Origin of the sequence: Pseudarthrobacter sp. L19 (assembly GCF_050859435.1) — a bacterium.
Classification (GTDB): Bacteria; Actinomycetota; Actinomycetes; order Actinomycetales; family Micrococcaceae; genus Arthrobacter.
On record NZ_CP193935.1, the window covers coordinates 2895229 to 2920624 of the forward strand.

Genomic DNA, 25396 nt, shown 5'->3' on the forward strand with positions numbered 1-25396 from the left:
GATCAGGCGCTGATCTGCGCCGTGTTCCTCGCCGGTATCGGATTCCTGCTCGCCCGCAGATTGACGCGCGCACGGTGCAAGAAACGCCACGCCCGGAGAAGCGTAAGGGCGACCTTGGCCGTGGGGCTAGCCCTCGCCGCCGCGGCCGGATCGCATGCGGGAGCCGCCGCCACCGAACGGCAGCAGGGCGCCGTGGCTGAAGCCTTCGCCGCCCGCGCGTCGGTGGTGGCCGAGCTGGACATCACCGCCGCTCCGGAACGCCTCTCCGCGTCGCCGGGCCGAGGTGCCTCCGCGCGGTGGTCCGTCGAAGCTACCCTCCGCACCCTCATCCACGATGGCCAGCGCATCGGGACGGCCACACCCATGACCGTCCTCGGCGGAGAGGACTGGGCCGGCGTGGAACCCGGCCAGCAGATTCGCGCCACCGGAAAGCTCAGGGCCGCCGGGGCCGGCCGCACCGAGGCGGGGACGCTCTCCGCCAGTACGTCACCGGTTCCGCTGGCAGGGACGGGCGGCACCGGGGGTGGTCCGGAGGCGGCGCTGTCCCGGTTGCGCGCCCGCTACACGGCGGCGGCCCGGACACTGCCCGGCCAGGCCCGCGGACTGCTTCCCGGCATGGTCACGGGCGACACCTCCGCCCTGGACCCCGGGGTGGCCGCAGCGATGAAGACCGTCGGCATGACCCACCTGACCGCCGTGAGCGGGGCCAACTGCAGCCTGGTGCTGGGTGCGCTCCTCCTTGGGGCCCGGAGCCTGCGGCTTCCCCGGCCCGCGGCCGCGAGGCTTGGCCCTGGCCGGGCTGGCGCTGTTCGTGGCGCTGGTGGGCCCGGATGCCAGCGTCCTGCGCGCCGCTTGCATGGGCGCCATCGGGCTGGCGGCCGTCGCGGCGGGCCAGTCCGGGCAGGCGCTGAGCCTCTTGTGCACGGCGGTGATCGTGCTGCTTCTGTTCGACCCCGGGCTGGCGGGTGACTTCGGGTTCCTGCTGTCGGTCCTCGCGACCCTTGGCATTATTGTGGCGGGACGGCCCGTGATGACGTGGTTTCCGCCCGCGGTGCCCCGCGCCGTCGCTGCCGGTGTCGCCGTGCCGTTCTCCGCCCAGTTGTTCTGCGGCCCGGTGATCGTCCTGCTACAGCCGAGCTTTTCCACCTATGCCCTCGCGGCGAACCTTGCTGCCGCCGCCCTGGTGGCACCGGTGACGCTGCTGGGCACGGCCGCCGTTCCGTTGCTCGCGGTGTCACCGGCCCTTGCGTCCGTGCCGATGGCTCTTGCCGGGATCTTCGCCGCCGGTGTCGGAGCCGTCGCGCGGATTTTTGCCGGGCTTCCGGGAGCCGCACTGGTGTGGCCGGAGGGCGGGGTGGGAGCCTCGACCATGGTGCTGCTGTCCGTCCTCACCCTCGGCGCCGCCTGGCTGCTCTGCCACCCGGTGCGGGCCTGGCGCCTCATGCTCGCGATGCACGGGCGGACGGTGCGGTTGCTGGCCCTGGTGGTGGACGGGCGCGAATGGGCTCCCCGCGGCTTGGCCGTCCGCCGACGCCGTGGGACGCTTAGAGTCTGCAAACCAACCCTCCGGAGGAATCACCAGTGGCTGCTGCCCAAAACCCACGCACCAAGGCCGCGGCCACGAACACCGCCACCTGGCGGGACGTGACGCCTGCTCCCGTGGTGCTGGTGGGCGGGCCCGAGGATTACCTGGCGTCCCGCGCCATGGACCGGCTGCGGCAACTGGTCCGTGCGGCAGCCCCCGATGTCGAGGTGACCCGCATGAGCGCCGCCGCCTACGAACCCGGCGCGCTGGCCATGAACGTCAGCCCGTCCCTGTTCGGCGAGCAGAAGCTGATCGAGGTCGAGGCGCTGGAGTCGATGAACGACGCCTTCCTGGCCGACGCCCTGAAGTACCTGGCGCAACCGGAACCGGACGCCGTCATGGTGATGCGGCACGGCGGGGGAGTCCGCGGCAAGAAGCTGCTGGACGCTATCAAGGCCGGGGGCTGGCCCGTGGTCGACTGCCAGCCGATGAAAAAGGACGCCGACAAGATTTCCTTCGTCATGACCGAGTTCAAGGCCGCCTCGCGCCGGATCGAACCCGACGCCGTCCAGGCCCTGATCAACGCAGTCGGGGCGAGTCTGGCCGAGCTGGCCGCCGCCTGCAGCCAGCTGATCGCCGACGCCACCACCGCCGTCGACGCCGACATGGTGGACCGCTACTACGGCGGCCGGGTCGAGGCCTCCGGGTTCAAGGTCGCCGACGCCGCCATGGCTGGAAACGCCCCGCTCGCTCTTTCCACCCTGCGCCATGCCCTGGATACCGGGGCGGACCCGGTGCCTATAGTCGCCGCGCTGGCGGCCAAGCTCCGGTCCCTCGCAAAGGTTGCCGGGGCGCAGGGCTCGTCGTCCCAGATCGCCAAGCAGTTGGGCATGCAGCCCTGGCTGGTCGAGCAGGCGCAGCGGGACGTCCGCCGGTGGACCCCGGAGGGGCTGGTGCGCTCCATCCAGGTCACCGCCGAGGCTGACGCGCAGGTCAAGGGCCTGTCCCGGGACCCGGTCTACGCCGTCGAACACGCCGTCACGGTCATCGCCGGTTCCGTCCGCCGCTAGGGCCGGGCCGTACGTCGCTGCGGCGGCAGCCCGGCGCTCCGTAAAGCCGCGTTAACTGGCTGTGGCCGGCACCTTGGCGGTGCCGGCCACAATCATCAGTTCAGCTGAACTGGAAAACCTTAGAGTGCGTTGACCTTCTTGGAGATCGCCGACTTGCGGTTTGCAGCGTTGTTCTTGTGCAGAACACCCTTGCTGACAGCCTTGTCGAGCTTCCGGCTGGCGGAAACCAGTGCAGCAGACGCGGCATCCTTGTCGTCGGACGCAACGGCGGTGTTGACGGCGCGGATGGCCGTCTTCAGCTCGGACTTGACTGCGTTGTTGCGCAGGCGAGCCTTTTCGTTGGTCAGGATGCGCTTCTTCTGGGACTTGATATTAGCCACGTGTGAACTCTCTTTTTCAATGCGGAAAATGGTCTAGAGGGCTTTCAGATTGGCCATTGACTGAGCGGCGTGGGGATACCTATGGCGACCAACCATCTGTGGCCGTCGACCTGCACGGACACACAGCTGTCAATAGTAGCAGAAACGGCTGTTCGATGACGAAATGCACAGCGGCAAGATTGCCGTCAGGACCAGCCCTGCCGGTCGCGGAGCGCCGTGGCCACTCCGCGGAACCTGCCGGCGTCCAGAATGGCACCCTCCCGGCGGACGGCCGCGGGGTCGATCTGCAGGACCCGGTCCAGCCGCGCCTCGCTGGGCCGCCATTGCCGGTCCCACGGCCCGGTGCCGATGTCGACGTAGTTCGCGGCCCGCCGCGGGTCGCCGTCGTGGTCCTTGCTGGTGAGCATCAGGCCAAGGAGATACCGTCCCTTTGTTCCCACCAGCAGCACGGGGCGGTCCTTGCCCTGGCTGTGGTCCTCCTCGAACGGCACCCAGGTCCAGACGATCTCCCCGGGCTCGGGCACCCCATTGGCTTTCGGCGCGTACTTGACCGTGGCCTTGCCGCGGAAGTCACCGGGATAGGCGCCGCCAACGGGTCCGCCGCGGCGCGGACCTGCAGGTGTCCCGGCCGGGCGTCGCCGTGCCGGGGGAGCGGCAGGCGCGCCGCCGATGCCCAGGAAGCGGAGCGTGCCGCGGACGGCCTTGCCGAGGGAACGAAGGTTCAATGCCATGGGCAAACCCTACCGGCGCCGGGTCCGGGCGGGCCGGAATGCAGACCCAAGCGCCGGGACGTGGGAGACTAAGGGGACGAGAATTGCGGCCTTCGGCAGCACGGCGCAACGCCGGCTGTTCAGCCCGCGGACAAAACCTTCACCAGTTCAGCCAAGAGTTAGGACCCTGCGTGTCTCCCATGGCCCGCACCGCCCCGGTGCCTGCCGCAACAGATCCGGCCCTCATCCGGAACTTCTGCATCATTGCGCACATTGACCACGGCAAGTCCACGCTGGCCGACCGGATGCTCCAGTTCACCGGCATCGTCCAGTCCCGTGACATGAAGGCCCAGTACCTGGACCGCATGGACATCGAACGTGAGCGCGGCATCACCATCAAGTCGCAGGCCGTCCGGATGCCGTGGGAGCTCGAGGGCACCAGCTACGCGCTGAACATGATCGATACCCCCGGCCACGTCGACTTCACCTATGAGGTGTCCCGGTCCCTGGCCGCCTGTGAGGGCGCCGTGCTGCTGGTCGACGCCGCGCAGGGCATTGAGGCGCAGACCCTCGCCAACCTCTACCTGGCGATGGAAAACAACCTCACCATCATTCCGGTCCTGAACAAGATCGACCTGCCGGCCGCCCAGCCGGAGAAGTACGCCGAGGAACTCGCCAACCTGATCGGCGGTGACCCGGAGGACGTGCTGCGGGTCTCAGGCAAGACCGGCGCCGGCGTCGAGGCCCTCCTGGACAAGATTGTCCGCGACCTGCCCGCCCCGGTCGGCGATCCCGATGCCCCCGCCCGGGCCATGATCTTCGACTCGGTATATGACACCTACCGCGGCGTGGTGACCTACGTCCGCGTCGTCGACGGCATGCTCCACCCCCGCGAACGCATCCAGATGATGTCCACCCGGGCCACCCACGAACTCCTGGAGATCGGTGTCAGCTCCCCGGAGCCCACGCCGTCCAAGGGCCTGGGCGTCGGCGAGGTGGGCTACCTGATCACCGGCGTGAAGGACGTCCGCCAGTCCAAGGTGGGCGACACCGTCACCAACATGGCCAAGCCCGCCACGCAGTCGCTGGCCGGCTACGCGGATGCAAAGCCGATGGTTTTCTCCGGTCTTTACCCGCTGGACGGCACCGACTACCCGGTGCTGCGCGATGCACTCGAGAAGCTGATGCTCAACGACGCCGCGCTGGTCTACGAACCGGAGACCTCCGCCGCGCTGGGCTTCGGCTTCCGCGTGGGCTTCCTGGGCCTGCTGCACCTGGAAATCACCCGGGAACGGCTGGAACGCGAATACAACCTGGACCTGATCTCCACCGCCCCGAACGTCGAGTACGAGGTCACGCTGGAGGACAAGAAGGTCATCCACGTGACCAACCCCAGCGAGTACCCCACGGGCAAGGTGGCCGAGGTCCGCGAACCGATGGTCTCAGCGACCATCCTCGCGCCGAACGAGTTTGTCGGCGCCATCATGGAGCTCTGCCAGAGCCGCCGCGGCGTCATGGGCGGCATGGACTACCTCTCCGAGGACCGCGTCGAAATCCGCTACCGGCTCCCGCTGGCCGAGATCGTCTTCGACTTCTTCGACATCCTCAAGTCCCGCACCCGCGGCTACGGCTCGCTGGACTGGAAGGCCGACGGCGACCAGGTCGCCGACCTGGTCAAGGTCGACATCATGCTCCAGGGCGAGCAGGTGGACGCGTTCAGCGCCATCACCCACCGGGACAAGGCCTACGCCTACGGTGTGATGATGACCGGCAAGCTGCGTGAACTGATCCCGCGGCAGCAGTTCGAGGTGCCCATCCAGGCCGCCATCGGCTCCCGCATCATCGCCCGCGAGAGCATCCGCGCCATCCGCAAGGACGTGCTCGCCAAGTGCTACGGCGGTGACATCACCCGAAAGCGCAAACTGCTCGAGAAGCAGAAGGAAGGCAAGAAGCGCATGAAGATGGTGGGCCGCGTCGAGGTGCCGCAGGAGGCGTTCATCGCCGCCCTGACCACGGAAGAATCCAAGGACAAGGCCAAGAAGTAACCATGCCAAGCGCACTACCCCTCGGCGACCCCGCGCCGTCGGACGGGCTGTTGCCCGCCCAGGCGCTGGAGGGCGCCGGGGGCCGGGCCTTCGGGCTTTACGTCCACATCCCGTTCTGCGCGGTGCGCTGCGGCTACTGCGACTTCAACACCTACACCGCCACGGAACTCGGCGGCGGGGCGTCCCAAGATGCCTATGCCGAGACCGCCGTGGCGGAGGTCGGGTTCGCGGCCCGCGCCCTGACTGCCTCCGGGCTGCCGGAGCGTCCGCTGAGCACCGTCTTCTTCGGCGGCGGCACCCCCACCCTGCTTCCCGCGGAAGACCTGGCCCGCATCCTGCGTGCCGCAATCGACACCTGGGGCCTGGCCCCCGGCGCCGAGGTGACCACCGAGGCGAACCCGGACTCGGTGACCCGCGAGTCCCTGCAGCTGCTGGCCGACGCCGGCTTCACCCGCGTGTCTTTCGGGATGCAGTCCGCCGTGCCGCACGTCCTCAAGGTCCTGGACCGGACCCACACGCCCAGCCGGGTGCCTCTGGTGGTCGAATGGGCCAGGGAGGCCGGGCTGGCCGTCAGCCTCGACCTGATCTACGGCACGCCCGGCGAGTCGCTGGAGGACTGGCGCCACTCGCTGGAGACGGCCCTGTCCTACCGCCCGGACCACATCAGCGCCTACGCCCTGATCGTCGAGGAGGGCACGAAGCTCGCCGCCCAGATCCGCCGCGGCGAGGTCCCGGGGATCGACGACGACGACCACGCGGCCAAGTACGAACTGGCCGACGAGCTCATTTCCGTTGCCGGGCTGGGCTGGTACGAGGTCAGCAACTGGGCGGCGACGCCGGAGCAGGCCTGCCGCCACAACCTCGCCTACTGGCGTGGTGACGACTGGTGGGGTATCGGGCCGGGGGCCCACTCGCACGTCGGCGGGGTCCGCTGGTGGAACGTCAAGCACCCCGTCGCCTACGCGGCGCGGCTGGACTCCGGCGCCTCCCCGGCGGCCGGGCGGGATACCCTGGACCCGGAGACCCGCAATATCGAGCGCATCATGCTGGAGGCGCGGCTGGTCTCAGGCCTGGACATCCCCAGCCTGGGCGGACTGGAGGAAACCGGCCGGCACGCGGTCGCGGGATTGATCGCCGATGGGCTCGTGGAACCGGCACAGGCCTTCCGCGGCCGGCTGGTCCTCACGCTGAAGGGACGCCTCCTGGCCGACGCCGTCGTCCGCCGCCTGCTGCCGGACTGACCCCGCCGGGCCAACGAACCGCACACACCAGACAAAAACGGGCACCCCGGGAGAAATCCCGGGGTGCCCGTCAGCGTTGTGGGAACCGGCGCTACTTGATCCAGCGAAGGTTGAACTCGTAGCGGTGCGGCTGGCCACGGTTGACGTGGATGCCGGCAGCCACGGAAAAGCAGGCCAGTGCGATCCAGATGACCGTGGCCAGGACAGCGAACAGGTTGCCCACCACGGGGATGAACACCAGAAGGTTGGCTACCACGGCCGCGATCGTCGGCGGCAGGGTGAAGTTCAGCGCCTCCTTGGACTCCTGGGCGGTAAACGGTCCGCGGTCCTTGAAGATCAGGTAGATCAGCAGCGACGGGATGCAGCCGAGGATGCCGCCGAAGTGCGACAGGGTGGCCCACTGACGGTCCTCGCTGGCGGTCAGGGGAAGCGCATTTGCGGGAACGCCATGGTACTGCGACTGGCCGTAACCGGCCTGGGGGTCCGTGTGTTCGCGTGCGTCTTCTGCCACGTTTCGTCCTTTGGATTGCGGTGGAGCGTTGGTACCTGTGCGGGCGCGGCCACCGCCAAAACGTGGCGGCCACCGTATCAAGAATACTTGCTTGGGCGCCGTCGCCCGCCACCTCGCCGGACGGACCCTACTGTCCCGGGGCGGTGAGGAAGTCGATGACCTCCTCCACCCGGCCCAGCAGCGAGGGTTCCAGGTCGGCGTAGCTGCGGACGGCGCCGAGGAGTTTCTGCCAGCCCAAACCGATGTCCTCCTTGGTGCTGTGCGGCCAGCCGAAAGCGGTCAGGATGCCGGTCTTCCAGTCCACGCCGCGGGGGATCACCGGCCAGCGTTCGATGCCCAGCACGGACGGCCGGATGGCCTGCCAGACGTCGATGTAGGGATGGCCGACGATCAGGACGTTGCCGCGGGCGCCGGGGGAGGCCATGACGGCCTCGGCGATCCTGGACTCCTTGGAGTCGGCCACCAGGTGGTCCACCAGGACGCCGAGGCGGCGGCCGGGACCCGGGCGGAAGTCCTTGACCGCGGCGGCGAGATCGTCGATGCCGTGCAGGGGCTCGACGACGATGCCCTCGACCCGGAGGTCGTCGCCCCAGACCTTCTCGACCAGTTCGGCGTCGTGCTTGCCCTCAACCCAGATCCGGCTGGCCTTGGCCACCTGCGCCCGCTGGCCTTCCACGCGAAGCGAGCCGGACGCCGTGCGCGTCCCGGCCGCCGGTCCAGCGGCCGCCCGGGGTGCCGGCGGCATCAGCCGGATGGGCCGGCCCTCCAAGAGGAAGCCGTAGCCGAGGCGGAAGGTCCGGGACTTCCCGCGCCGGTCCTCGAGTGCCACGACGTGCATGCCGCCGGACTTCTCCACCCGCGTGACGGCACCCACCCAGCCGGACTGCACGTCCTCGAGGACCATGCCGCGCTGCACCGGGACCTCGGGCAGCTGGGAGGGGGCGGGGGCGGTGAGGTCTTGCGGGCCCCAGTTCTGGAAGGACATCGGTTACACACTGCTTTGCATCGGGGCGGAACTGCAACGGGAACTGCATAGGGCCGGGTAGGTGGCCGGCCGCGCCGGGCAGCCGCCCGGGTTGCCACGGTCACGCCCGGAGCGAATCCAATGCTAACAACGCGGCCGGACATATTAGACTGGTTAGCACTGAGGCATGCCGAGTGCTAACCCCCGGGTTCTTCCGGGCGGCGGGCGCCGGTTGACGGTTGAGGCTCGATTGGAGGTGCGGCGTGAGCGAACCACGCAAACTCGAAGTGCTGCGCGCCATCGTGGAGGACTACGTCCATTCCCGTGAACCCGTGGGCTCCAAGGCGCTGGTGGAACGCCACCACCTGGGCGTCTCCAGCGCAACGATCCGCAACGACATGGCCGCGCTGGAAGACGAGGGGCTGATCACCGCCCCGCACACCAGCGCCGGCCGGATCCCCACGGACAAGGGCTACCGGCTCTTCGTGGACCGCATCTCCGCGGTCAAGCCGCTGTCCCCGGCGGAGCGGCGGGCCATCCAGGCCCTGCTGGAGGGCTCAGAGGACCTCGACGACGTCCTGGACCGGACGGTGCGCCTGCTGGCGCAACTGACCAACCAGGTGGCCGTGGTGCAGTACCCGCTGCTCAGCCGGGCCCGGGTGCGGCACATCGAGTTCGTGTTGCTGGCACCGCGGAAAGTGCTGGCAGTGCTTATCGCTGACACCGGCAAGGTCGAACAGCGCGTCATCGACGTCGGCCAGGACCTTGGCGACGAGACCCTCGCCGAGCTGCGGGGAGTCTTCCTCGGCCGGCTGGGCGGCACCCCGTTGAGCCTGCTCCCGCAGACCCTGCCCGACGTCGTCGACAGCACCGCCCCCGCCCGCCGCGGCGCCGCCCAGGCGCTGGCCCGCGGACTTGAGGCGCTGGCCGCCAGCAGCCGCGAGGAGCGGATGGTCATGGCCGGCACGGCCAACCTGGCCCGCTCCAACGTTGACTTTCCGCTGAGCATCGGCCCCGTCCTCGAGGCCCTCGAGGAGCAGGTGGTCATGCTCCGGCTGCTCTCGGACATGGCGGAGGACCCCCGCGGCGTGACCGTCAGCATTGGTCGGGAGAACCCCTATGACGGGCTCTCCGAGGCCTCCGTGGTGGCCACCGGGTACGGACCGGACGCCACCGCCAAGGTGGGCATCCTCGGCCCCACCCGGATGGATTACCCCACCACCATGGCCGCCGTCCGCGCGGTGGCCCGCTACCTTTCACGGATCCTCGGCCCCTGACCGGCCGGATCCACCACCAGTCTTGTCGCCCAGCACCGGCAGTACAAAAAGGAAGAGATACACACTTTGAGCAGCCACTACGACGTTCTTGGAGTCTCCCGCGAAGCAACCGGCGAGGAAATCAAGAAGGCCTACCGCAAACTCGCGCGGACCCTGCACCCGGACGTTAACCCGGGCGAGGACGCGTCCGAGCGCTTCAAGGCGGTCACCCACGCCTACGAGGTGCTCTCCGACCCGCAGAAGCGCCGCGTCTACGACACCACCGGCAACGAGAACGGCACGGACAACGGCTTCGGCGGCGGCAGCTACGCCGGCCAGGGCTTCGCGTTCCAAGACATCTTTGAGACCTTCTTCGGCGGCGCCGCCGGAGCCGGCGGCCCGGCCTCCCGCGTCCGCCGCGGCCAGGACGCGCTGATCAGCGTCCGGATCGAGCTGCGCGACGCCGTCTTCGGCGTCAACAAGAAGCTCGAGGTGGACACCGCCGTCACCTGCCCCACTTGTGAGGGCTCCTGCTGCCGCGAGGGCAGCCACCCGGAACGCTGCGACATCTGCGGCGGCAGCGGCCAGGTCCAGCGCCCGGTCCGCTCCATCCTGGGCCAGGTCATGACCACCGCCCCCTGCGGCAGCTGCGAGGGCTTCGGCACCGTCATCAAGGATCCCTGCAACGAGTGCGCCGGCCAGGGCCGGATCCGCAGCCGCCGGTCCCTGACCGTCAAGGTCCCCGCCGGCGTCGCCACCGGCACCCGGATTCAGCTCTCCGGCCAGGGCGAGGCCGGCCCGGCGGGCGGCCCCTCGGGCGACCTGTACGTGGAGATCCGGGTCAACAACGACGCGACCTTCGTCCGCGAGGGCGACGACCTGCACGCCAGCCTCACCATTCCGATGACGGCCGCTGCCCTCGGCACCGAGCTGACCCTGGACACCTTCGACGGCCAGCAGGAAATCGACGTCAAGAGCGGCACCCAGTCCGGCGAGGTCATCACCCTGCGCGGCCTCGGCGTCACCCACCTGCGCGGCTACGGCCGCGGGGACCTCAAGGTCCACCTCCAGGTCGAGACCCCCGCCAAGCTCGACGCCGCCCAGGAAGACCTGATGCGCCAGCTGGCCAAGCTCCGCGGCGAACAGTTCACCGAGGGCAAGCTGGCCGCCAGCGGCGGGGTCTTCGCCAAGCTGCGGGACCGCCTCGGTAACCTGTAGCGGTGAGCAACCCGGTCTTCTTCACCCCCGCCGGAACCCTGGACCACCAGGCCCCCGGCTCCACCTTCGTGCTGGACGGCGCCGAGGCGCGGCACGCCGTCACGGTCAAACGCCTCACGGCGGGGGAGCAGGTCGACATCGCCGACGGCGCCGGCCGCCGGATCACCGGCACGGTCACCGCCGCCGGGCCCCAGGAGCTGACGCTCGAGTGCGCCGCGGTCAACGATGAGCCGCGCCCGGCGGTGCGGCTCATTCTGGTGCAAGCCCTGGCGAAGGGCGACCGGGATGAACTCGCGGCCGAGACCGCGACCGAGCTGGGGATCGACGCCGTCGTCCCGTGGCAGGCCGAACGGTCGATCGTCCGCTGGAAGCCCGAGCGTGCCGCGAAGGCGCACGCCAAGTGGCAGTCCGTGGTGACGGCGGCGGCGAAGCAGGCCCGCCGGGCCTGGATCCCCGAGGTCCGCGCCGCGGTGGACGGCGGCTCGCTGCAGGCGGCCGTGGCCGACACGGTGGCATCCGCCGGGCTGGCAGTGATCCTGCACGAGGACGCCGTCCGGCCCCTGCGCCGTGTGCTGGCCGACTGGCAGGAGAGCGTTGGTAGCGCGGACGACGCCGCGGCGCCGCGCGAGGTGCTGATGATTGTCGGACCGGAGGGCGGGATCAGCCCGCGGGAGGTTACCCGGCTCTGTGATGCGGGGGCCGTGACCGCGCTGCTGGGGCACCACGTGCTGCGGTCCTCCACCGCCGGGCCCGCGGCGACCGTGCTGGCCAGCGACGTCCTGGGCCGCTGGTAGCGGCTACCCGGCTGGCGGCTTAGCGGTCTATTTGACCGTGCTATTTGACGGGGCTATTTACCCGGCTATTTAACCGTGAAGCCGCGGGTGTCGACGTTGAGGTCGGTGGCCTTGCCGTTCGCGTCCACCTGCGCGACCCGCGCCTCGTAGCTGCCCGGCCCCAAGTTGAGGGTGAAGCTGAACAGGCCCGACTGCTGGGCATCCGCGGCCGCGGTCATCATGCCGCTCTGGTACGGGGTCTTGGCGGTGCCGTCGACCTTCTGGATCTCCCAGCGGAGCTTCCCGCCCGGTGATGTGCTGCGGCCGGAGATCTTCACCGCGCCGTCGGCCACGGTGGTGCCCTCCTGCGGGTCGATGATCCACACCGGCGCCACCATGCCGGCGCTGCGGGAGGTGGGCGCGCCCAGCCGGACCCGGTTGAACGCGACATAGTCGGTGTGGCCGTCCACCAGGATGACCACCTGGATCTGCTGCCCGGAGTCCGTGAGGCCGGCGCTGGCAGCGGCGGCGGTGGCCGTGTAGACCAGCTGCTGGATGGCGCGCTCGGCCATGTCGGCGTCGAGGTTGCTGTTGAACGCGTCGGAGGACACGTCCACCGTGATGGTGTTCTTGCCGGAGATCGAGGTGGCGAGCTTGCGGGGGTTCTGCCACGGGGTGAAGAAGTCAGGGTCCAGGGGCTTCTGGGACATCATCACCCGCAACGCGCGGGTCACGGGGTTGTCGTCCTCGGAGACGTCGCGGAATTCGCGGTAGAGGAAGACGTTGTTGTTGCTGCGGCCGATCCAGTACACCGGGGCCTTGTTGGAGGCCTGCGCGGATTCCAGCGGGGCGCTCGTGGCGGTGGTCCCGTCCGCGGGTCCCGGCACCGTCTGCGTGGGGGAGCCGGCGTCGGTGATGTCCTGCCGGGGGTTGGCGACGCAACCGGAGAGCACCAGGGACGCGGGCAGCACGAACAGCAGCAGGCCGCGGCGCATGCGCCGTGCCGCTGTCGCGGTCCTCGTGCCCTGACTGCTGGCGCCCTTGTTGCCGATTGCGGTGCTCCCTCTCCCTGAGGTCGTCTGTGTGCGGGCCGTTGCCGGTCGTGACCGATAGGCCCAATCCAGCATGGCACAGGGGAGGTTTCCGCCGGCGGGGAAGCGGGGCGCCCGAACAAACTGCAACGGGAACGATATGAGGCCGATATGAAGTTGATACCTAAAGCCCGCTAACCGCATCCCTCGAGGGGTCGAGGGGCCGTCGAAGATGCGTCGAAAAGGCTTCTCGGAAGCGGCCGGAGACGACGACGGTCCGGTGTTGGGGTGGCCCGTCCGGCCGGGCCGGGAGCGCGGCACGGCGGCGGTCTCCTGACGTAAGATGGGAGGACCGCCGGACCCGGCGACGCCGCACCTCACGGCGGCCAGACGGGAGCGGCGGCGACGAAGCATATTCGAGCTGGAGGGAACCAGAGGCCCGCGGGCCATCACCATGACTGAAGCAGCCAACGGCAAGGCCCGGACCACCTCGGGCGAACGCACCACCGGGGAATTTCCCCACTCCGTCCCAGGCGTGCGGACGGAGGTCGTGGTCTTCGAGAACTCGGGCCAGATGGTGCAGTCCCTGGGCAGCCACGACGAGGCGCTGCGCTTCATCGAATCGCAGTACCCCGGCGTCGACTTCCACGTCCGCGGCAACGAGCTCTCCATCAGTGGCCCGCCGGCGGACGTCCCCCGGATTATGCGGCTCCTGAACGAGGTGCGCGGGCTGGTGGCCCGCGGCACGGTGATCACCCCGGCCGTCCTGCAGCAGCTGGTCTCCATGCTCCGCAGCCAGTCGCTGCAGAACCCGGTGGAGGTGCTGACCACCAACATCCTCTCCAGCCGCGGCAAGACCATCCGGCCCAAGACGCTGAACCAGAAGAACTACGTGGACGCCATCGATGCGAACACCGTGATCTTCGGCATCGGCCCCGCAGGCACCGGCAAGACCTACCTGGCCATGGCCAAGGCCGTGCAGGCGCTGCAGCAGAAGGAAGTCAGCCGGATCATCCTCACCCGCCCCGCCGTCGAGGCCGGCGAGCGGCTCGGCTTCCTGCCCGGAACGCTGAGCGACAAGATCGATCCCTACCTGCGGCCGCTCTACGACGCGCTGCACGACATGATGGACCCGGAGTCCATCCCGCGCCTGATGGCCGCCGGCACCATCGAGGTGGCCCCGCTGGCGTACATGCGCGGCCGGACGCTTAACGACGCCTTCATCATCCTAGACGAGGCCCAGAACACGACGCCGGAGCAGATGAAGATGTTCCTGACCCGCCTGGGTTTCGGCTCCAAGATGGTGGTCACCGGCGACATCACCCAGGTGGACCTGCCGTTCGGCACCCGGTCCGGCCTGCGGATCGTCGAGGACATCCTGCAGGGCATCGAGGACGTCAACTTTTCCGTCCTGGACGCCGCCGACGTCGTCCGGCACCGGCTGGTGGGCGATATCGTCAACGCCTACAGCGTCTGGGACGAAGCACAACGAAACCGGGTCAAGCACTCCGTCGCCCGGGACAAGCGGGGAGAACACGCATGAGCATCGAGGTCAACAACGAATCCGGCATCGCCGTCGACGAGGCCGAGCTGGTGGCGTTGGCCCGGTACGTCTTCGAACGCCTCTTTATCCACCCGCAGGCGGAGCTGTCCATCCTGCTGGTGGACGAGCCCGCGATGGAAAAGCTTCACATCGAGCTGATGGACGAGCCGGGTTCCACCGACGTCCTCTCCGTCCCGATGGACGAACTGACCCCCGGCACCCCGGACAAGCCCACCCCGCAGGGCATGCTCGGTGACATCGCCATCTGCCCGCAGGTCGCCGAGATCCAGGCCCAGAACGCCGGCCACTCCACCCAGGACGAGATGCTGCTGCTCACCACGCACGGCATCCTGCACCTGCTCGGCTTCGACCACGCCGAGCCGGAGGAGAAGGAAGAGATGTTCGGCCTGCAGCGCGAACTCCTCTCCGGCTTCACCGGCCGGGAAGCCCCGGCAGAGACGATTCAGTGACCCCACTGATCCTGGCCGGCATGTCGCTGGTCTTCCTGACTTTTGCCGCGCTCCTGACCGCGGCCGAGGCAGCCTTCAACTACCTTCCACGGCACGACGCCGAGGCGGCGGTGCTGAACAGCCGCGGCACCGCCCTCAAACGGATCCTCGCCCAGCCGGTGGCGCACATGCGCGCCCTGCGGTTCTGGCGGATCTGGTTCGAGATGGCCTCCGCCGTGGCCGTGACGGTGCTGCTGCACAGCGTGCTGGACAACGTCTGGCTGGCCGGCCTGATCGCCACCGGCATCATGGCGATCCTCGGCTTCGTGATCGTGGGCGTTTCCCCGCGCCAGCTGGGCCGTGTGCACTCCGCCGGGCTGGTGCGCTTCTCCGCGCCGCTGATCCGCTGGCTCTGCTGGGTGCTCGGCCCCATCCCGGGTTGGCTGGTCACCCTGGGCAGCGCGGTCGCCCCCGGCGCCCCGGCGGACAACGAGGCGTTCTTCAGCGAGGAGGAGTTCCGCGAACTCGTGGAACGCGCCAGCGAATCCGAGGTGATCGAGAACGACGAGGCGGAACTGATCCAGTCCGTCTTTGACTTCGGCGACACCCTGGTCCGCGCCGTGATGGTGCCCCGCACGGACATCCTCACCATCGATTCCGGCTCCAGCCTGCACCGGGCCATGTCCCTGTTCCTCCGTTCAGGTTATTCGCGGATCCCCGTGATCGGTGAGAGCACCGACCAGGTCCTCGGCATCGTCTACCTCAAGGACGTCGCCGCCGTGATCCACAACCTGGAACCCGGCGTCGAACCTCCCGCGGTGGACGCCCTGGCCCGCGAGGTGCGCTACGTCCCCGACTCCAAGCCCGTGAGCGAACTGCTGCGCGAGCTGCAGAAGGAGTCCACCCACGTGGCCATCGTCATCGACGAATACGGCGGCACCGCCGGCCTGGTCACTCTGGAGGACCTGATCGAGGAACTCGTCGGCGAGATCGTGGACGAGTACGACACGGAGTCCGCCGAGGCCGTGGAGCTGGGCGACGGTACCTACCGGGTCAGCGCCAAGATGAGCATCGACGACCTGGGCGAGCTCTTCGACCTGGAGCTCGACGACGACGAGGTGGACACCGTGGGCGGCCTGCTCGCGAAGGCCCTGGGCCGCGTCCCGATCGTGGGAAGCACCGTCACGGTAGACGGCGTAACCCTCCGCGCCGACCGGCTCGAGGGCCGTCGGAACCGCGTCAGCCACGTCATTGCGGCGGCCGCGCCAAAGGAAGACACTGACCTTGGAGAGCTACTCGACGAGGCCGACACAATGCAACAGGGAGTTCCACGTGAGCAAGCAGAATAAGTCCGACGGCGGAGCGCCCTACGGCGGGTACCGGGCCGGGTTCGCGGTGCTGGTGGGACGCCCCAACGCCGGAAAGTCCACCCTGACCAACGCCCTGGTGGGCCAGAAGGTGGCCATCACCTCGGCTAAGCCGCAGACCACCCGCCACACAATCCGCGGGATCGTGCACCGCGAGGACTCGCAGTTGGTCCTGGTGGACACCCCGGGCCTGCACCGGCCCCGCACCCTGCTCGGCAAGCGCCTGAATGAACTCGTAGCGGACACCCTGGCCGAGGTCGATGCGATCGGCTTCTGCCTCCCGGCGAACGAGAAGATCGGCCCCGGCGACAAATTCATCGCCGCCCAGCTGGCGGCCCTCGGCCGCAAACCCGTGATCGCGCTGGTCACGAAGGCGGACACCGTGGACCGGCAGGCCCTCACCGAGCAGCTGCTCGCCGTCGCCGCCCTGGGCCGCGAGGTCCTCGGGGAGGAGGGCTGGAAGGACATCGTCCCCGTCTCCGCCGCCGACGGTTTCCAGGTGGACACGGTCGCGGACGTGCTGATCAGCCACATGCCGCCGTCGCCCCCGCTCTACCCGGACGGCCACCTCACGGACGAGCCCGAGGCCGTGATGATCGCCGAACTGATCCGCGAGGCCGCACTCGAGGGCGTCCGCGACGAGCTGCCGCACTCCCTGGCCGTCGTCGTGGAGGAAATCGTGCCGCGCGAGGACCGTCCCGAGGACCGGCCCTTCCTGGACGTCCGGGTCAACCTGTACGTCGAACGGCCCTCGCAGAAGGCCATCATCATCGGCAAGGGCGGCGCCCGGCTCCGGGAAGTCGGCACCAACGCGCGCAAGGGCATCGAGGCGCTGCTGGGCGCCCGGATCTACCTGGACCTGCACGTGAAGGTCGCAAAGGACTGGCAGCGGGACCCGAAGCAGCTGGTGAAGCTGGGCTTCTGACCCTCCCCGGCCGGCCCCAACCCGCGGAGGGCGGGGGCCGGTCACTGCTTTTCCGCCGCGGGGCACTAAAATGGGTAGACCCACTCCGCGAAGGAAGGCACCATCCGTGGTTCGACCCCGTGACAACCGTTCAGACGGGACCGTTCCACCGGCCCGGTCAGGCGCCGCTGCCCGGCACGCGGATGACCCCCGTCGGGCCCGCCCGGCACCTGGGCGCAACGCACCGGACCCCCACCTGGCTGAAGGCCACGACCATCGTGATCTCCGTGCTCCTGGTGGGCGTTATCGCGTTCGGGTCCTACTGGTTCATCCGGTTGCAGGGGAACATCAGCAAGCAGGCCCTCGGCGCCGGCAACGGCCGCACCGAGGAGGCCGTTAACGAGGCGACGGACCGGATGCAGATCCTGATCCTGGGCTCGGACACCCGCGACGGCAAGAACTCCGAGTACGGCAGCGCCGAGGACTCCGCGGGCTACGGCCACTCCGACGTGATGATGATGATGGACATCTCCGCGGACAACAAGCGCGTCAGCGTCATCAGCTTCCCCCGCGACCTCCTGGTGGACATCCCCAAGTGCGTGGACCAGAAGACCAAGAAGGAATACCCGGCCCAGCGCCAGGCCATGATCAATTCGGCCATGTCCGAGGCGGGCATCGGCTGCGCGGTGGACACCGTCAACAAGCTCACCGGCCTCGAGATCGACCACTTTATGATGGCCGACTTCAACTCCGTCAAGGAACTCTCCAACACCGTCGGCGGTGTGGACGTCTGCGTCAGCGATGCCGTCTATGATCCCGATTCCGGCCTGCGGCTGCCCAAGGGCACCTCCAAGGTCCAGGGCGAGCAGGCCCTCTCCTTCGTCCGGACCCGGCACGCGTTCGGCGACGGCGGCGACCTCGGCCGGATCAAGGCCCAGCAGGGCTTCCTGTCCTCACTGGTCCGGAAGATCAAGGACGACGGCACCCTGACGAACCCGGGCCGGATGCTCGGCATCGCCGACGCGATCACCAAGAACCTCACGGTGGACGATGGCCTGGCCTCCGTGCCCACGTTGCTCACCGTCGGCAACCGGCTTAAGAACATCGACATCGGCAAGGTCGCCTTCGTCGCCACCCCCACCGAACCGGCCGCCTCGGATCCCAACCGGCTGCAACTTGCCGAACCCGCGGCGTCCCAGCTCTTCGCCGCCCTCCGCAGCGACGTCGACCTGACCGACCCGAAGGCTCCGGCCTCGGCCGCCCCCACCGCGGGGGCCACCGATCCGGCGTCGTCCGCTCCCGCGCCGGCCGCCACGAGCGCCGCCGCCTACAACAAGGCCGCGCAACCGGTCACGGTCGCCAACGGCAGCTCCAACGCGGCCAATGCCGCGAAGGCGGTGGCTGTCCTCAACGCCGCCGGCTTCACCCAGACCGCGCAGTTCACCGCGCCCGCCGTCGCGTCCACCGTCGTGTACTACGGCGGGAACTTCGCGGACGTCGCCGCGGACGTCGCCGCCCTGCTGGGCGTCCCGTCTTCGAAGGTCCTGCCCGCGGCGAACGTCACCGGCGTCCAGGCCTACCTCGGGGCCGACTACGCGGCCGGTGCGGAGACGTCCACCTCCGCGTCCCCGCAACTGCCGCCGGACATCGTGAACCAGACGGCCGGAGACACGGTCTGCCAGCAGGTCAACCCCGCCATGATCGTCCGCTGACCGGACGGACACGGCAGGTACGGAGGAGGCCCGGGCGTCAACGCCCGGGCCTCCGTCTGCATTCACGTGCCTGTCAGCTCACCAGATGCTGACGCGCTCCGCGGGGGCGAGCCACATGCCGTCCCGTTCCGTGGTCGCGAACGCCTCGTGGAAGGCGGCCAGGTTCCGGGCGATCTCGTTGGTGCGGAACTCGTTGGGGGAGTGCGGGTCCGTGGCGAGCCGCTTGATGGCCTCCTCGCTGCGGATCACCTGGCGCCAGACCGCCGCCCAGGATGCGAAGAACCGCTGCGCCCCGGTCAGGCCGTCCAGTACGGGGGCCTCCTGGCCGCCGAGGCTGATCAGGTAGGCCTTGTAGGCGATGGTGAGGCCGCCGAGGTCGCCGATGTTTTCGCCGAGGGTCAGCTTGCCGTTGACGTGCCGGCCGGCGGCCTCGGCGGGGGAGAGGGCGTCGAACTGGGCCACCAGCTTCGAGGTGAGGGCCTCGAACGCGCCGCGGTCCGCCTCGGTCCACCAGTTGCGCAGCAGGCCGGCGCCGTCGTACTGGGAGCCCTGGTCGTCGAAGCCGTGGCCGATTTCGTGCCCGATGACCGCGCCGATGCCGCCGTAGTTGACGGCGTCGTCCGCGTCCGCGGTGAAGAACGGCGGCTGCAGGATCGCGGCCGGGAAGACGATCTCGTTCAGCAGCGGGTGGTAGTAGGCGTTGACCGTCTGCGGGGTCATCAGCCACTTCTCCCGGTCCACGGGCTTGCCCACCTCGTCCAGGTGCCGGTCGACGTCGGCGTTGTGCGCGCGCTCCACGTTGCCGAGCAGGTCGTCCTTGTCGATCACGACGGCGGAGTAGTCGATCCACTTCTCCGGGTAGCCGATCTTAGGCCGGAAGGCGTCCAGCTTCTTCAGCGCCTCCTGCTTGGTGTCCTCGCCCATCCACGCCAGGCCGGTGATCGACTCGCGGTAGGCCTCGATCAGGTTCCCCACGAGGACCCGCATGCGTTCTTTGTGCGACTCCGGGAAGTGCCGGGCCACGTAGATCTGCCCCACGGCCTCACCCAGGGCGGCCTCGACGACGGCGACGCCGCGCTTCCAGCGGTCCCGGTTCCGCGGGGTGCCGCTGAGAGTGGTGCCGTAGAACGCGAAGTTGGCGTCCACGAATGCCGAGGACAGGTACGGGGCCGCGGCGCTGACGACGCGCATCGCCAGCCACTCCTGCCAGGTGCCCAGCGGCACCGTCTCCAGCAGTGACGCCGCGCCGGTGAAGAAGTCCGGGGTGCTGACCACCAGCTCGGCGCGCTTGTCCGCGTCGATGCCGGCCGCGTCGAACCAGTCGTTCATGAGCGGGAAGATCCCGGCCACCTCGTCGGCGGTCTTGAGGTTGTAGGTCTTCTGCGGATCGCGCAGGGACACCTTGTCCCAGTGGTGGGAGGCCAGGGCCGTTTCCAGTTCCACCACGCGCCCTGCGGCGGCCTCCGCGTCCGCGACGCCGGCCAGCTGCAGCATGGTGCGCACGTGCTCCCGGTAGGCCGTGACCGTGGCGGCGAACTGTTCCTCCCGATAGTACGACTCATCCGGCAGGCCCAGGCCGGCCTGCCCGGTGTAGAGCAGGATCCGGTCCGGGTTTCCGGCGTCGGGGGCCGGGTAGATGTAGAACAGTCCGGACACGTCGGCCCGGAACAGGCGGCCGGCCAGCCGCAGCAGCTCGGCGACGGACCCGGTGGCGGCCACGTCGGCCAGCCGCTCCCGGATTGGTTCGGCGCCCTTGGCCTCGGCGGCGTCCTCGTCCATGAAGCTGTTGTAGAGGTCGCCGATCTTCCGCTCGATGCCGCCGGCGTCCCCGCCACGGTTGCCGGCGGCCACGATGATCTCCTGAACGGCGAGCTCCGCGCCGTCCCGCAGCGCCGTGAAGGCTCCGTCCAGCGGCCGGTCGTCGGGGATGGTGGCGGACTTCAGCCACGCGCCGTTGAAGTGGCGGTACAGGTCGTCCTGCGGCCGGACGGCGGCGTCGATGGTGGACTGGTCAATCCCGGAAAGCGGCACTGCGGCTCCTTCTGTTCAGGCGCCGCCTCGGGCGTGATGACCGGGCCGGCGTCTGCATGGTGGACGTTGCTGGGGGTATCGCTCCTTCATCTTACGCACCGTGTTATCGTGAAAATGTGCGTGCAGAACTGCTTCTTCTTAGCTGCCGCGGCGGGGCCTCAGACGCGATCTAGCGCAAGGCCAAACCTCGCTGCGGAGTTTGTGTTGCCCGGCCACCCTTTCATCAGGAATCACAGAAAAGGCCCCGATAAGTAATGCGAAACGCACAGCAGTCCTCAGGTATGCCGGTCCACCGCTACGTCCCGTTCCAGGACCTGATCACGGTCGAACTGCCGGACCGGACCTGGCCGGACAAGGTCATCACCAAGGCCCCGCGCTGGTGCGCCGTGGATCTCCGCGACGGCAACCAGGCCCTGATCGATCCCATGAGCCCGGCCCGAAAGATGAAGATGTTCGACCTGCTGGTCCGGATGGGCTACAAGGAAATCGAGGTCGGCTTCCCGTCCGCCTCGCAGACGGACTTCGACTTCGTCCGCCAGCTCATCGAAGGCAACCACATCCCCGACGATGTCACCATCCAGGTCCTGACCCAGGCCCGCGAGCACCTGATCGAGCGGACCTACGAATCCCTGGTAGGCGCCAAGCAGGCGATCGTGCACCTCTATAACTCGACGTCGGTCCTGCAGCGCCGCGTGGTGTTCAACCAGGACGAGGACGGCATCCTGGACATCGCCCTGCAGGGTGCCCGGCTGTGCAAGAAGTACGAGGAAACCCTCGCCGACACGCACATCACCTACGAGTACTCGCCCGAATCCTTCACCGGGACCGAGCTGGAGTACGCCGTGCGCGTCTGCAACGCCGTCGCCGACGTCTTCGAAGCCTCCGCGGACCGCCAGGTGATCATCAACCTGCCCGCGACCGTCGAGATGGCCACCCCCAACGTTTACGCAGACTCGATCGAGTGGATGAGCCGCCACCTGCACCCGCGCGAGGGGATCATCCTCTCCCTGCACCCGCACAACGACCGCGGCACCGGCGTCGCCGCCGCCGAACTGGGTCACCTGGCCGGCGCGGACCGGATCGAGGGCTGCCTGTTCGGCAACGGCGAGCGGACCGGCAACGTGGACCTGGTGACCCTGGGCCTGAACATGTTCGTCCAGGGCATCGACCCGATGATCGACTTCTCCGACATCGATGAGGTCCGCCGCACGGTCGAATACTGCAACCAGCTGCCGGTGGCCGAGCGCACACCGTACGGCGGGGACCTGGTCTTCACCGCCTTCTCCGGTTCCCACCAGGACGCCATCAAGAAGGGCCTGGAGGCCCTGGAGCGCGACGCCGCCGCCGCCGGCAAGGACGTGGCCGACTACGAATGGCAGGTCCCGTACCTGCCGGTCGACCCCAAGGACCTGGGCCGCAGCTACGAGGCCGTGATCCGGGTGAACTCGCAGTCCGGCAAGGGCGGCGTGGCCTACCTGCTGAAGAACGAGCACAACCTGGACCTGCCGCGCCGGGCCCAGATCGAGTTCTCCGGCGTCATCCAGCGCCGCACGGACGCCGTGGGCGGCGAGGTCAGCGGCGCCCAGCTGTGGCAGGTGTTCCAGGATGAGTACCTGCCCTCCTCGGCCGCCGAGGGCCAGTGGGGCCGCTACGCGCTCGGCGCGGTCAGCACCGAGTCGGACGAGGACGGCACCATGACCCTCACCGCCGCGCTGAAGGTCGACGGGAAGCCCCTGCGCCGCACCGGCACCGGCAACGGCCCGATCGCGGCGCTGCTGAGCATCCTCCGCGAGGACGGCGTTGACGTCCGCGTCCTGGACTACAGCGAGCACGCCCTGTCCGAGGGCGGCAGCGCCCAGGCCGCCGCGTACGTCGAATGCGCCGTCGGCGAGCGGGTCCTCTGGGGCGTCGGCATCGACGCCAACACCTCGATGGCCTCGCTGAAGGCCGTCATCTCCGCCGTCAACCGCGCCATCCGGGACGCCCGCGGCTAAACCGCAACAGCCCGCCCGCCCTGCCGCTGCGCCGTCGGAGACTCCGGCGGCGCAGCGCTGTTCCCGCGGTGCGGACGGCCCGTGGCGGCGATTACGCGAAGTCAGTGCGAAGATAAAACTGTGGCCCAACCATCCTCCTACGCCGCGCGCGCCTACCGGGACGACGCCGTCGTCCTGCGCACCCATAAGCTCGGCGAGGCCGACCGGATCATCACGCTGTTGACCAAGCACCACGGCCAGGTCCGCGCCGTCGCCAAGGGGGTCCGCCGCACCAGCAGCCGCTTCGGCGCCCGGCTGGAACCCTTCATGGTCGCGGACCTGCAGCTGATCTCGGGCCGTACCCTGGACGTGGTCACCCAGGCCGTCGCGAAGGGCGCCTACGGGACCGGCATCGCGGCCGACTACGGCCGCTACACGGTGGCCGCGGCCATGACGGAAACCGCCGAGAAGCTCACCGACGTCGACGGCGAGGCCGGCACCGCGCAGTACAACCTGCTGGTCGGGGCGCTGGCGTCGCTGAGCCGCGGCGACCACGCCCCGGAACTGATCCTCGATTCCTACCTGCTCCGCGCGCTGTCCACCGGAGGCTGGGCCCCCAGCTTCACCGACTGCGCCCGCTGCGGGGCACCGGGGCCGCACACGGCTTTCTCGGCACCCCTGGGCGGGATGGTCTGCCCGGCCTGCCGTCCGCCCGGATCGCCCGCGCCGGCGCCGGAAACCGTTGTCCTCCTCGGCGCCCTGCTGACCGGAGACTGGTCCGCCGCGGACGCATCCGTGGCCCTCCACCGCCGTGAGGCGGCCGGCCTGGTGGCCAGTTACCTGCAGTGGCACCTGGAGCGTGTCCTCAAATCCCTCAAGCATGTGGAGCGAACCTGACCGTGGCCCTCGGCAAGAAGAAAACCCCACTCCGCAGCGCACCACCCCCGTGGTGGCCCCGTACCCGCACCCCTCCGGCGCGGTGCCGCCGGCCATTCCGGCCGAGCTGGTGCCGCAGCACGTCGCGATCGTTATGGACGGCAACGGCCGCTGGGCCAACCAGCGTGGCCTGCCACGGATCGAGGGGCACAAGGCCGGGGAGCCGGCGCTGCTGGACGTGGTGGCCGGAGCGATCGAGCTCGGCATCAAGCACGTCAGCGTGTACGCCTTCTCCACCGAGAACTGGCGGCGTTCCCCGGAGGAGGTGCGCTTCCTGATGGGATTTAACAAGGATGTGTTGCGTCGCCAGCGCAACCAGATGAATGAGTGGGGCGTGCGGATCCGCTGGTCCGGCCGGCGGCCGCGCCTGTGGGGATCGGTCATCAAGGAGCTCGAGGAGGCCGAGGAGTTCACCCGCGGCAACAGCACCTGCACCCTGAACATGTGTGTTAATTACGGCGGCCGCGCGGAGATTGCCGATGCCGTCTCGGCGATCGCGGAGGAGGTGGCCGCCGGGCGGCTGAAGCCCTCGGCGATCTCCGAGAAGACCATCCAGAAGTACTTGGACGAGCCGGACCTGCCGGACGTCGACCTGTTCCTGCGCAGCTCCGGTGAGCAGCGGCTCTCCAACTTCCTGCTCTGGCAGTCCGCCTACGCCGAGTTTGTCTTCCTGGACACGCTCTGGCCCGACGTGGACCGCCGGACCCTGTGGGAGGCCGTGGAGATCTACGCTCGGCGGGACCGCCGCTACGGCGGGGCCGTGGATGCCGCGGCTCAGCCGGCGTCGCCCTCCTCCGGGGCGTAGGCCGTAATCCAGCGGGCCAGCCGGGCGTAGGCGTCTGCCCGGACGCTGGGCGCGGAGAGAAATACGTCGTGCAGCGCGCCGTCGATCCGCTCCAGTGTGACTGTGCGGCCCAGGCTGAGGGCGCGCAGGGCGATGGTGTTGACGTCCAGCACGGCGTCCGTGCGGCGCATGGATTCCTTCCAGAACATGCCGTTGGCGCTGGCCCCGGAGATCAGTACCAGGATGGGCACGTCGATGTTCAGGCCCCGCGCCACCCGCGTCTGCCCGGCCAGCACGGCGCTGAGCCAGCCCGCCCGCACCGGGAAAGCGTGCGGCGGCCGGTAGGTGTCATCCAGCAGCCACTCGCCCTCGGCGGCGCTGCTGATGCTGCGCCAGTAGAACGGGCGCTCCGGCAGCCGGATCACCGACTCGGGCCGGAAGCGGGCCAGCGGCTCCACCATGGTCCGGGCCGCGCGGCGGACGGCCGGGCTGCCGTGCATTTCCAGCCACGGGCTGTCGAGGACCAGCTGGGCGGCGCTGCCCGGGTGCCGGCTGGCCCAGAGCGCGGCGACCAACCCGCCGGTGGAGTGTCCCATCAGCGTGACCGGGTACCGCCCGCCCGCCCCCATCGACCGGACGATCCCGATCGCCGTGGTGATCTCGGCGTCGTAGTCGGCCAGGTCCGCCACGTAGCCGCCGTGGGTCCCCGGCCGCAGGCTGCGCCCGTGGTTGTGCATGTCCAGGGCGAAAAAGTCGAAACCGTGCCCGGTCCAGAATTCCGCGAGCTCCTCGTTGAAGAAGTAGTCGCTCCAGCCGTGCAGGAACAGCACCGCCCGGCGTGGGCGCCGGCCGGCTCCCAGCGACGGGACGTGGCGGACCAGCGTGGCTTCGCGTTCGACGCCGTCCGGCCCGGCCGCGGTGAAGGTGCACGCGGCGAAGTCCTCGCCCAGGATGTCCTGCTGCCACCGCAGCC

General features: G+C 69.3%; 21 protein-coding genes and 2 pseudogenes. 16 read left to right on the forward strand and 7 right to left on the reverse strand.

Annotation, left to right across the window (positions count from 1 at the left end; all coding sequences use genetic code 11):
- Positions 1–663: 663 nt before the first annotated feature.
- The 3 genes and pseudogenes from ACRQ5B_RS13845 to holA form a co-directional block, all read left to right on the forward strand.
- Positions 664–714: pseudogene (locus ACRQ5B_RS13845) on the forward strand (hypothetical protein); the annotation flags it as partial.
- Positions 715–784: 70 nt separating this feature from the next.
- The gene (locus ACRQ5B_RS13850) at positions 785–1648 is read left to right on the forward strand and encodes a ComEC/Rec2 family competence protein (protein ID WP_432394791.1); all 864 of its coding nucleotides are present in this window, start codon (positions 785–787) and stop codon (positions 1646–1648) included.
- Positions 1582–2595, forward strand: coding sequence for a DNA polymerase III subunit delta (holA, locus tag ACRQ5B_RS13855; protein ID WP_432394793.1), 1014 nt, complete (start codon positions 1582–1584; stop codon positions 2593–2595). The genes ACRQ5B_RS13850 and holA overlap by 67 nt, the downstream gene beginning before the upstream one ends.
- 119 nt (positions 2596–2714) lie before the next feature.
- Here holA and rpsT read toward each other — a convergent pair whose 3' ends face one another.
- Both rpsT and ACRQ5B_RS13865 read right to left on the reverse strand, forming a co-directional pair.
- The gene (gene rpsT, locus ACRQ5B_RS13860; protein WP_290257774.1) at positions 2715–2975 is read right to left on the reverse strand and encodes a 30S ribosomal protein S20; all 261 of its coding nucleotides are present in this window, start codon (positions 2973–2975) and stop codon (positions 2715–2717) included.
- A gap of 185 nt (positions 2976–3160) precedes the next feature.
- Positions 3161–3706 carry a type II toxin-antitoxin system PemK/MazF family toxin gene (locus ACRQ5B_RS13865; RefSeq protein WP_432394795.1) on the reverse strand — a complete coding sequence of 182 codons (546 nt, stop codon included), beginning with the start codon at positions 3704–3706 and terminating at the stop codon, positions 3161–3163.
- Between the two features lie 170 nt (positions 3707–3876).
- On the opposite strand from ACRQ5B_RS13865, the gene lepA reads away from it, so the two are divergent.
- Entirely contained in the window at positions 3877–5730 is a 1854-nt protein-coding gene (gene lepA, locus ACRQ5B_RS13870) for a translation elongation factor 4 (protein WP_290257776.1), read from the forward strand.
- A gap of 2 nt (positions 5731–5732) precedes the next feature.
- Positions 5733–6971, forward strand: coding sequence for a radical SAM family heme chaperone HemW (gene hemW, locus ACRQ5B_RS13875; RefSeq protein WP_432394799.1), 1239 nt, complete (start codon positions 5733–5735; stop codon positions 6969–6971).
- 91 nt (positions 6972–7062) lie between these two features.
- Here hemW and ACRQ5B_RS13880 read toward each other — a convergent pair whose 3' ends face one another.
- Both ACRQ5B_RS13880 and ACRQ5B_RS13885 read right to left on the reverse strand, forming a co-directional pair.
- Positions 7063–7482, reverse strand: coding sequence for a DUF4870 domain-containing protein (locus ACRQ5B_RS13880; protein WP_432394801.1), 420 nt, complete (start codon positions 7480–7482; stop codon positions 7063–7065).
- A gap of 127 nt (positions 7483–7609) precedes the next feature.
- On the reverse strand, positions 7610–8467 hold the full coding sequence (locus ACRQ5B_RS13885; protein WP_432394803.1) for a DUF3097 domain-containing protein: 858 nt from the start codon (positions 8465–8467) through the stop codon (positions 7610–7612).
- Positions 8468–8709: 242 nt separating this feature from the next.
- Here ACRQ5B_RS13885 and hrcA point away from each other — a divergent pair, with 242 nt between their 5' ends.
- The 3 genes from hrcA (at position 8710) to ACRQ5B_RS13900 (ending at position 11714) form a co-directional block, all read left to right on the forward strand.
- Positions 8710–9723, forward strand: coding sequence for a heat-inducible transcriptional repressor HrcA (hrcA, locus tag ACRQ5B_RS13890; protein WP_432394806.1), 1014 nt, complete (start codon positions 8710–8712; stop codon positions 9721–9723).
- A gap of 66 nt (positions 9724–9789) precedes the next feature.
- Positions 9790–10920, forward strand: coding sequence for a molecular chaperone DnaJ (dnaJ, locus tag ACRQ5B_RS13895; RefSeq protein WP_377970439.1), 1131 nt, complete (start codon positions 9790–9792; stop codon positions 10918–10920).
- Between the two features lie 2 nt (positions 10921–10922).
- Positions 10923–11714, forward strand: coding sequence for a 16S rRNA (uracil(1498)-N(3))-methyltransferase (locus ACRQ5B_RS13900; protein ID WP_412883010.1), 792 nt, complete (start codon positions 10923–10925; stop codon positions 11712–11714).
- Positions 11715–11779: 65 nt separating this feature from the next.
- On the opposite strand, the gene ACRQ5B_RS13905 is transcribed toward ACRQ5B_RS13900, so the two are convergent.
- Complete coding sequence (locus ACRQ5B_RS13905) at positions 11780–12688, reverse strand: GerMN domain-containing protein (protein ID WP_412883009.1); 909 nt, start codon at positions 12686–12688, stop codon at positions 11780–11782.
- A gap of 490 nt (positions 12689–13178) precedes the next feature.
- On the opposite strand from ACRQ5B_RS13905, the gene ACRQ5B_RS13910 reads away from it, so the two are divergent.
- The 5 genes from ACRQ5B_RS13910 (at position 13179) to ACRQ5B_RS13930 (ending at position 18699) form a co-directional block, all read left to right on the forward strand.
- Positions 13179–14267, forward strand: coding sequence for a PhoH family protein (locus tag ACRQ5B_RS13910; RefSeq protein ID WP_432394811.1), 1089 nt, complete (start codon positions 13179–13181; stop codon positions 14265–14267).
- Complete coding sequence (gene ybeY / locus ACRQ5B_RS13915; RefSeq protein WP_290257784.1) at positions 14264–14737, forward strand: rRNA maturation RNase YbeY; 474 nt, start codon at positions 14264–14266, stop codon at positions 14735–14737. Before ACRQ5B_RS13910 ends, ybeY begins: the two co-directional genes overlap by 4 nt.
- The gene (locus ACRQ5B_RS13920) at positions 14734–16065 is read left to right on the forward strand and encodes a hemolysin family protein (protein WP_432394814.1); all 1332 of its coding nucleotides are present in this window, start codon (positions 14734–14736) and stop codon (positions 16063–16065) included. Before ybeY ends, ACRQ5B_RS13920 begins: the two co-directional genes overlap by 4 nt.
- A complete protein-coding gene (gene era / locus ACRQ5B_RS13925; RefSeq protein WP_377970444.1) occupies positions 16049–17008 on the forward strand; it encodes a GTPase Era in 960 nt (319 codons plus the stop codon). Before ACRQ5B_RS13920 ends, era begins: the two co-directional genes overlap by 17 nt.
- A gap of 119 nt (positions 17009–17127) precedes the next feature.
- Positions 17128–18699: an LCP family protein gene (locus tag ACRQ5B_RS13930; protein ID WP_432394818.1), complete on the forward strand. Its 1572-nt coding sequence runs from the start codon at positions 17128–17130 to the stop codon at positions 18697–18699.
- A 78-nt stretch (positions 18700–18777) separates the two neighbouring features.
- Here the strand turns inward: ACRQ5B_RS13930 and ACRQ5B_RS13935 are convergent, their stop codons facing one another.
- On the reverse strand, positions 18778–20730 hold the full coding sequence (locus ACRQ5B_RS13935; protein ID WP_432394820.1) for a M13 family metallopeptidase: 1953 nt from the start codon (positions 20728–20730) through the stop codon (positions 18778–18780).
- A gap of 254 nt (positions 20731–20984) precedes the next feature.
- On the opposite strand from ACRQ5B_RS13935, the gene leuA reads away from it, so the two are divergent.
- From leuA to ACRQ5B_RS13950, 3 genes and pseudogenes are all read left to right on the forward strand, one after another.
- Positions 20985–22724: a 2-isopropylmalate synthase gene (gene leuA / locus ACRQ5B_RS13940; protein ID WP_432394822.1), complete on the forward strand. Its 1740-nt coding sequence runs from the start codon at positions 20985–20987 to the stop codon at positions 22722–22724.
- 120 nt (positions 22725–22844) lie between these two features.
- A complete protein-coding gene (gene recO, locus ACRQ5B_RS13945) occupies positions 22845–23600 on the forward strand; it encodes a DNA repair protein RecO (RefSeq protein WP_432394825.1) in 756 nt (251 codons plus the stop codon).
- A 2-nt stretch (positions 23601–23602) separates the two neighbouring features.
- Positions 23603–24444 (forward strand): annotated as a pseudogene (locus tag ACRQ5B_RS13950) (isoprenyl transferase).
- Here ACRQ5B_RS13950 and ACRQ5B_RS13955 read toward each other — a convergent pair.
- On the reverse strand, positions 24414–25394 hold the full coding sequence (locus ACRQ5B_RS13955; RefSeq protein WP_432398768.1) for an alpha/beta hydrolase: 981 nt from the start codon (positions 25392–25394) through the stop codon (positions 24414–24416). The pseudogene ACRQ5B_RS13950 and the gene ACRQ5B_RS13955 sit on opposite strands and share 31 nt — an antisense overlap.
- Positions 25395–25396 lie beyond the last annotated feature (2 nt).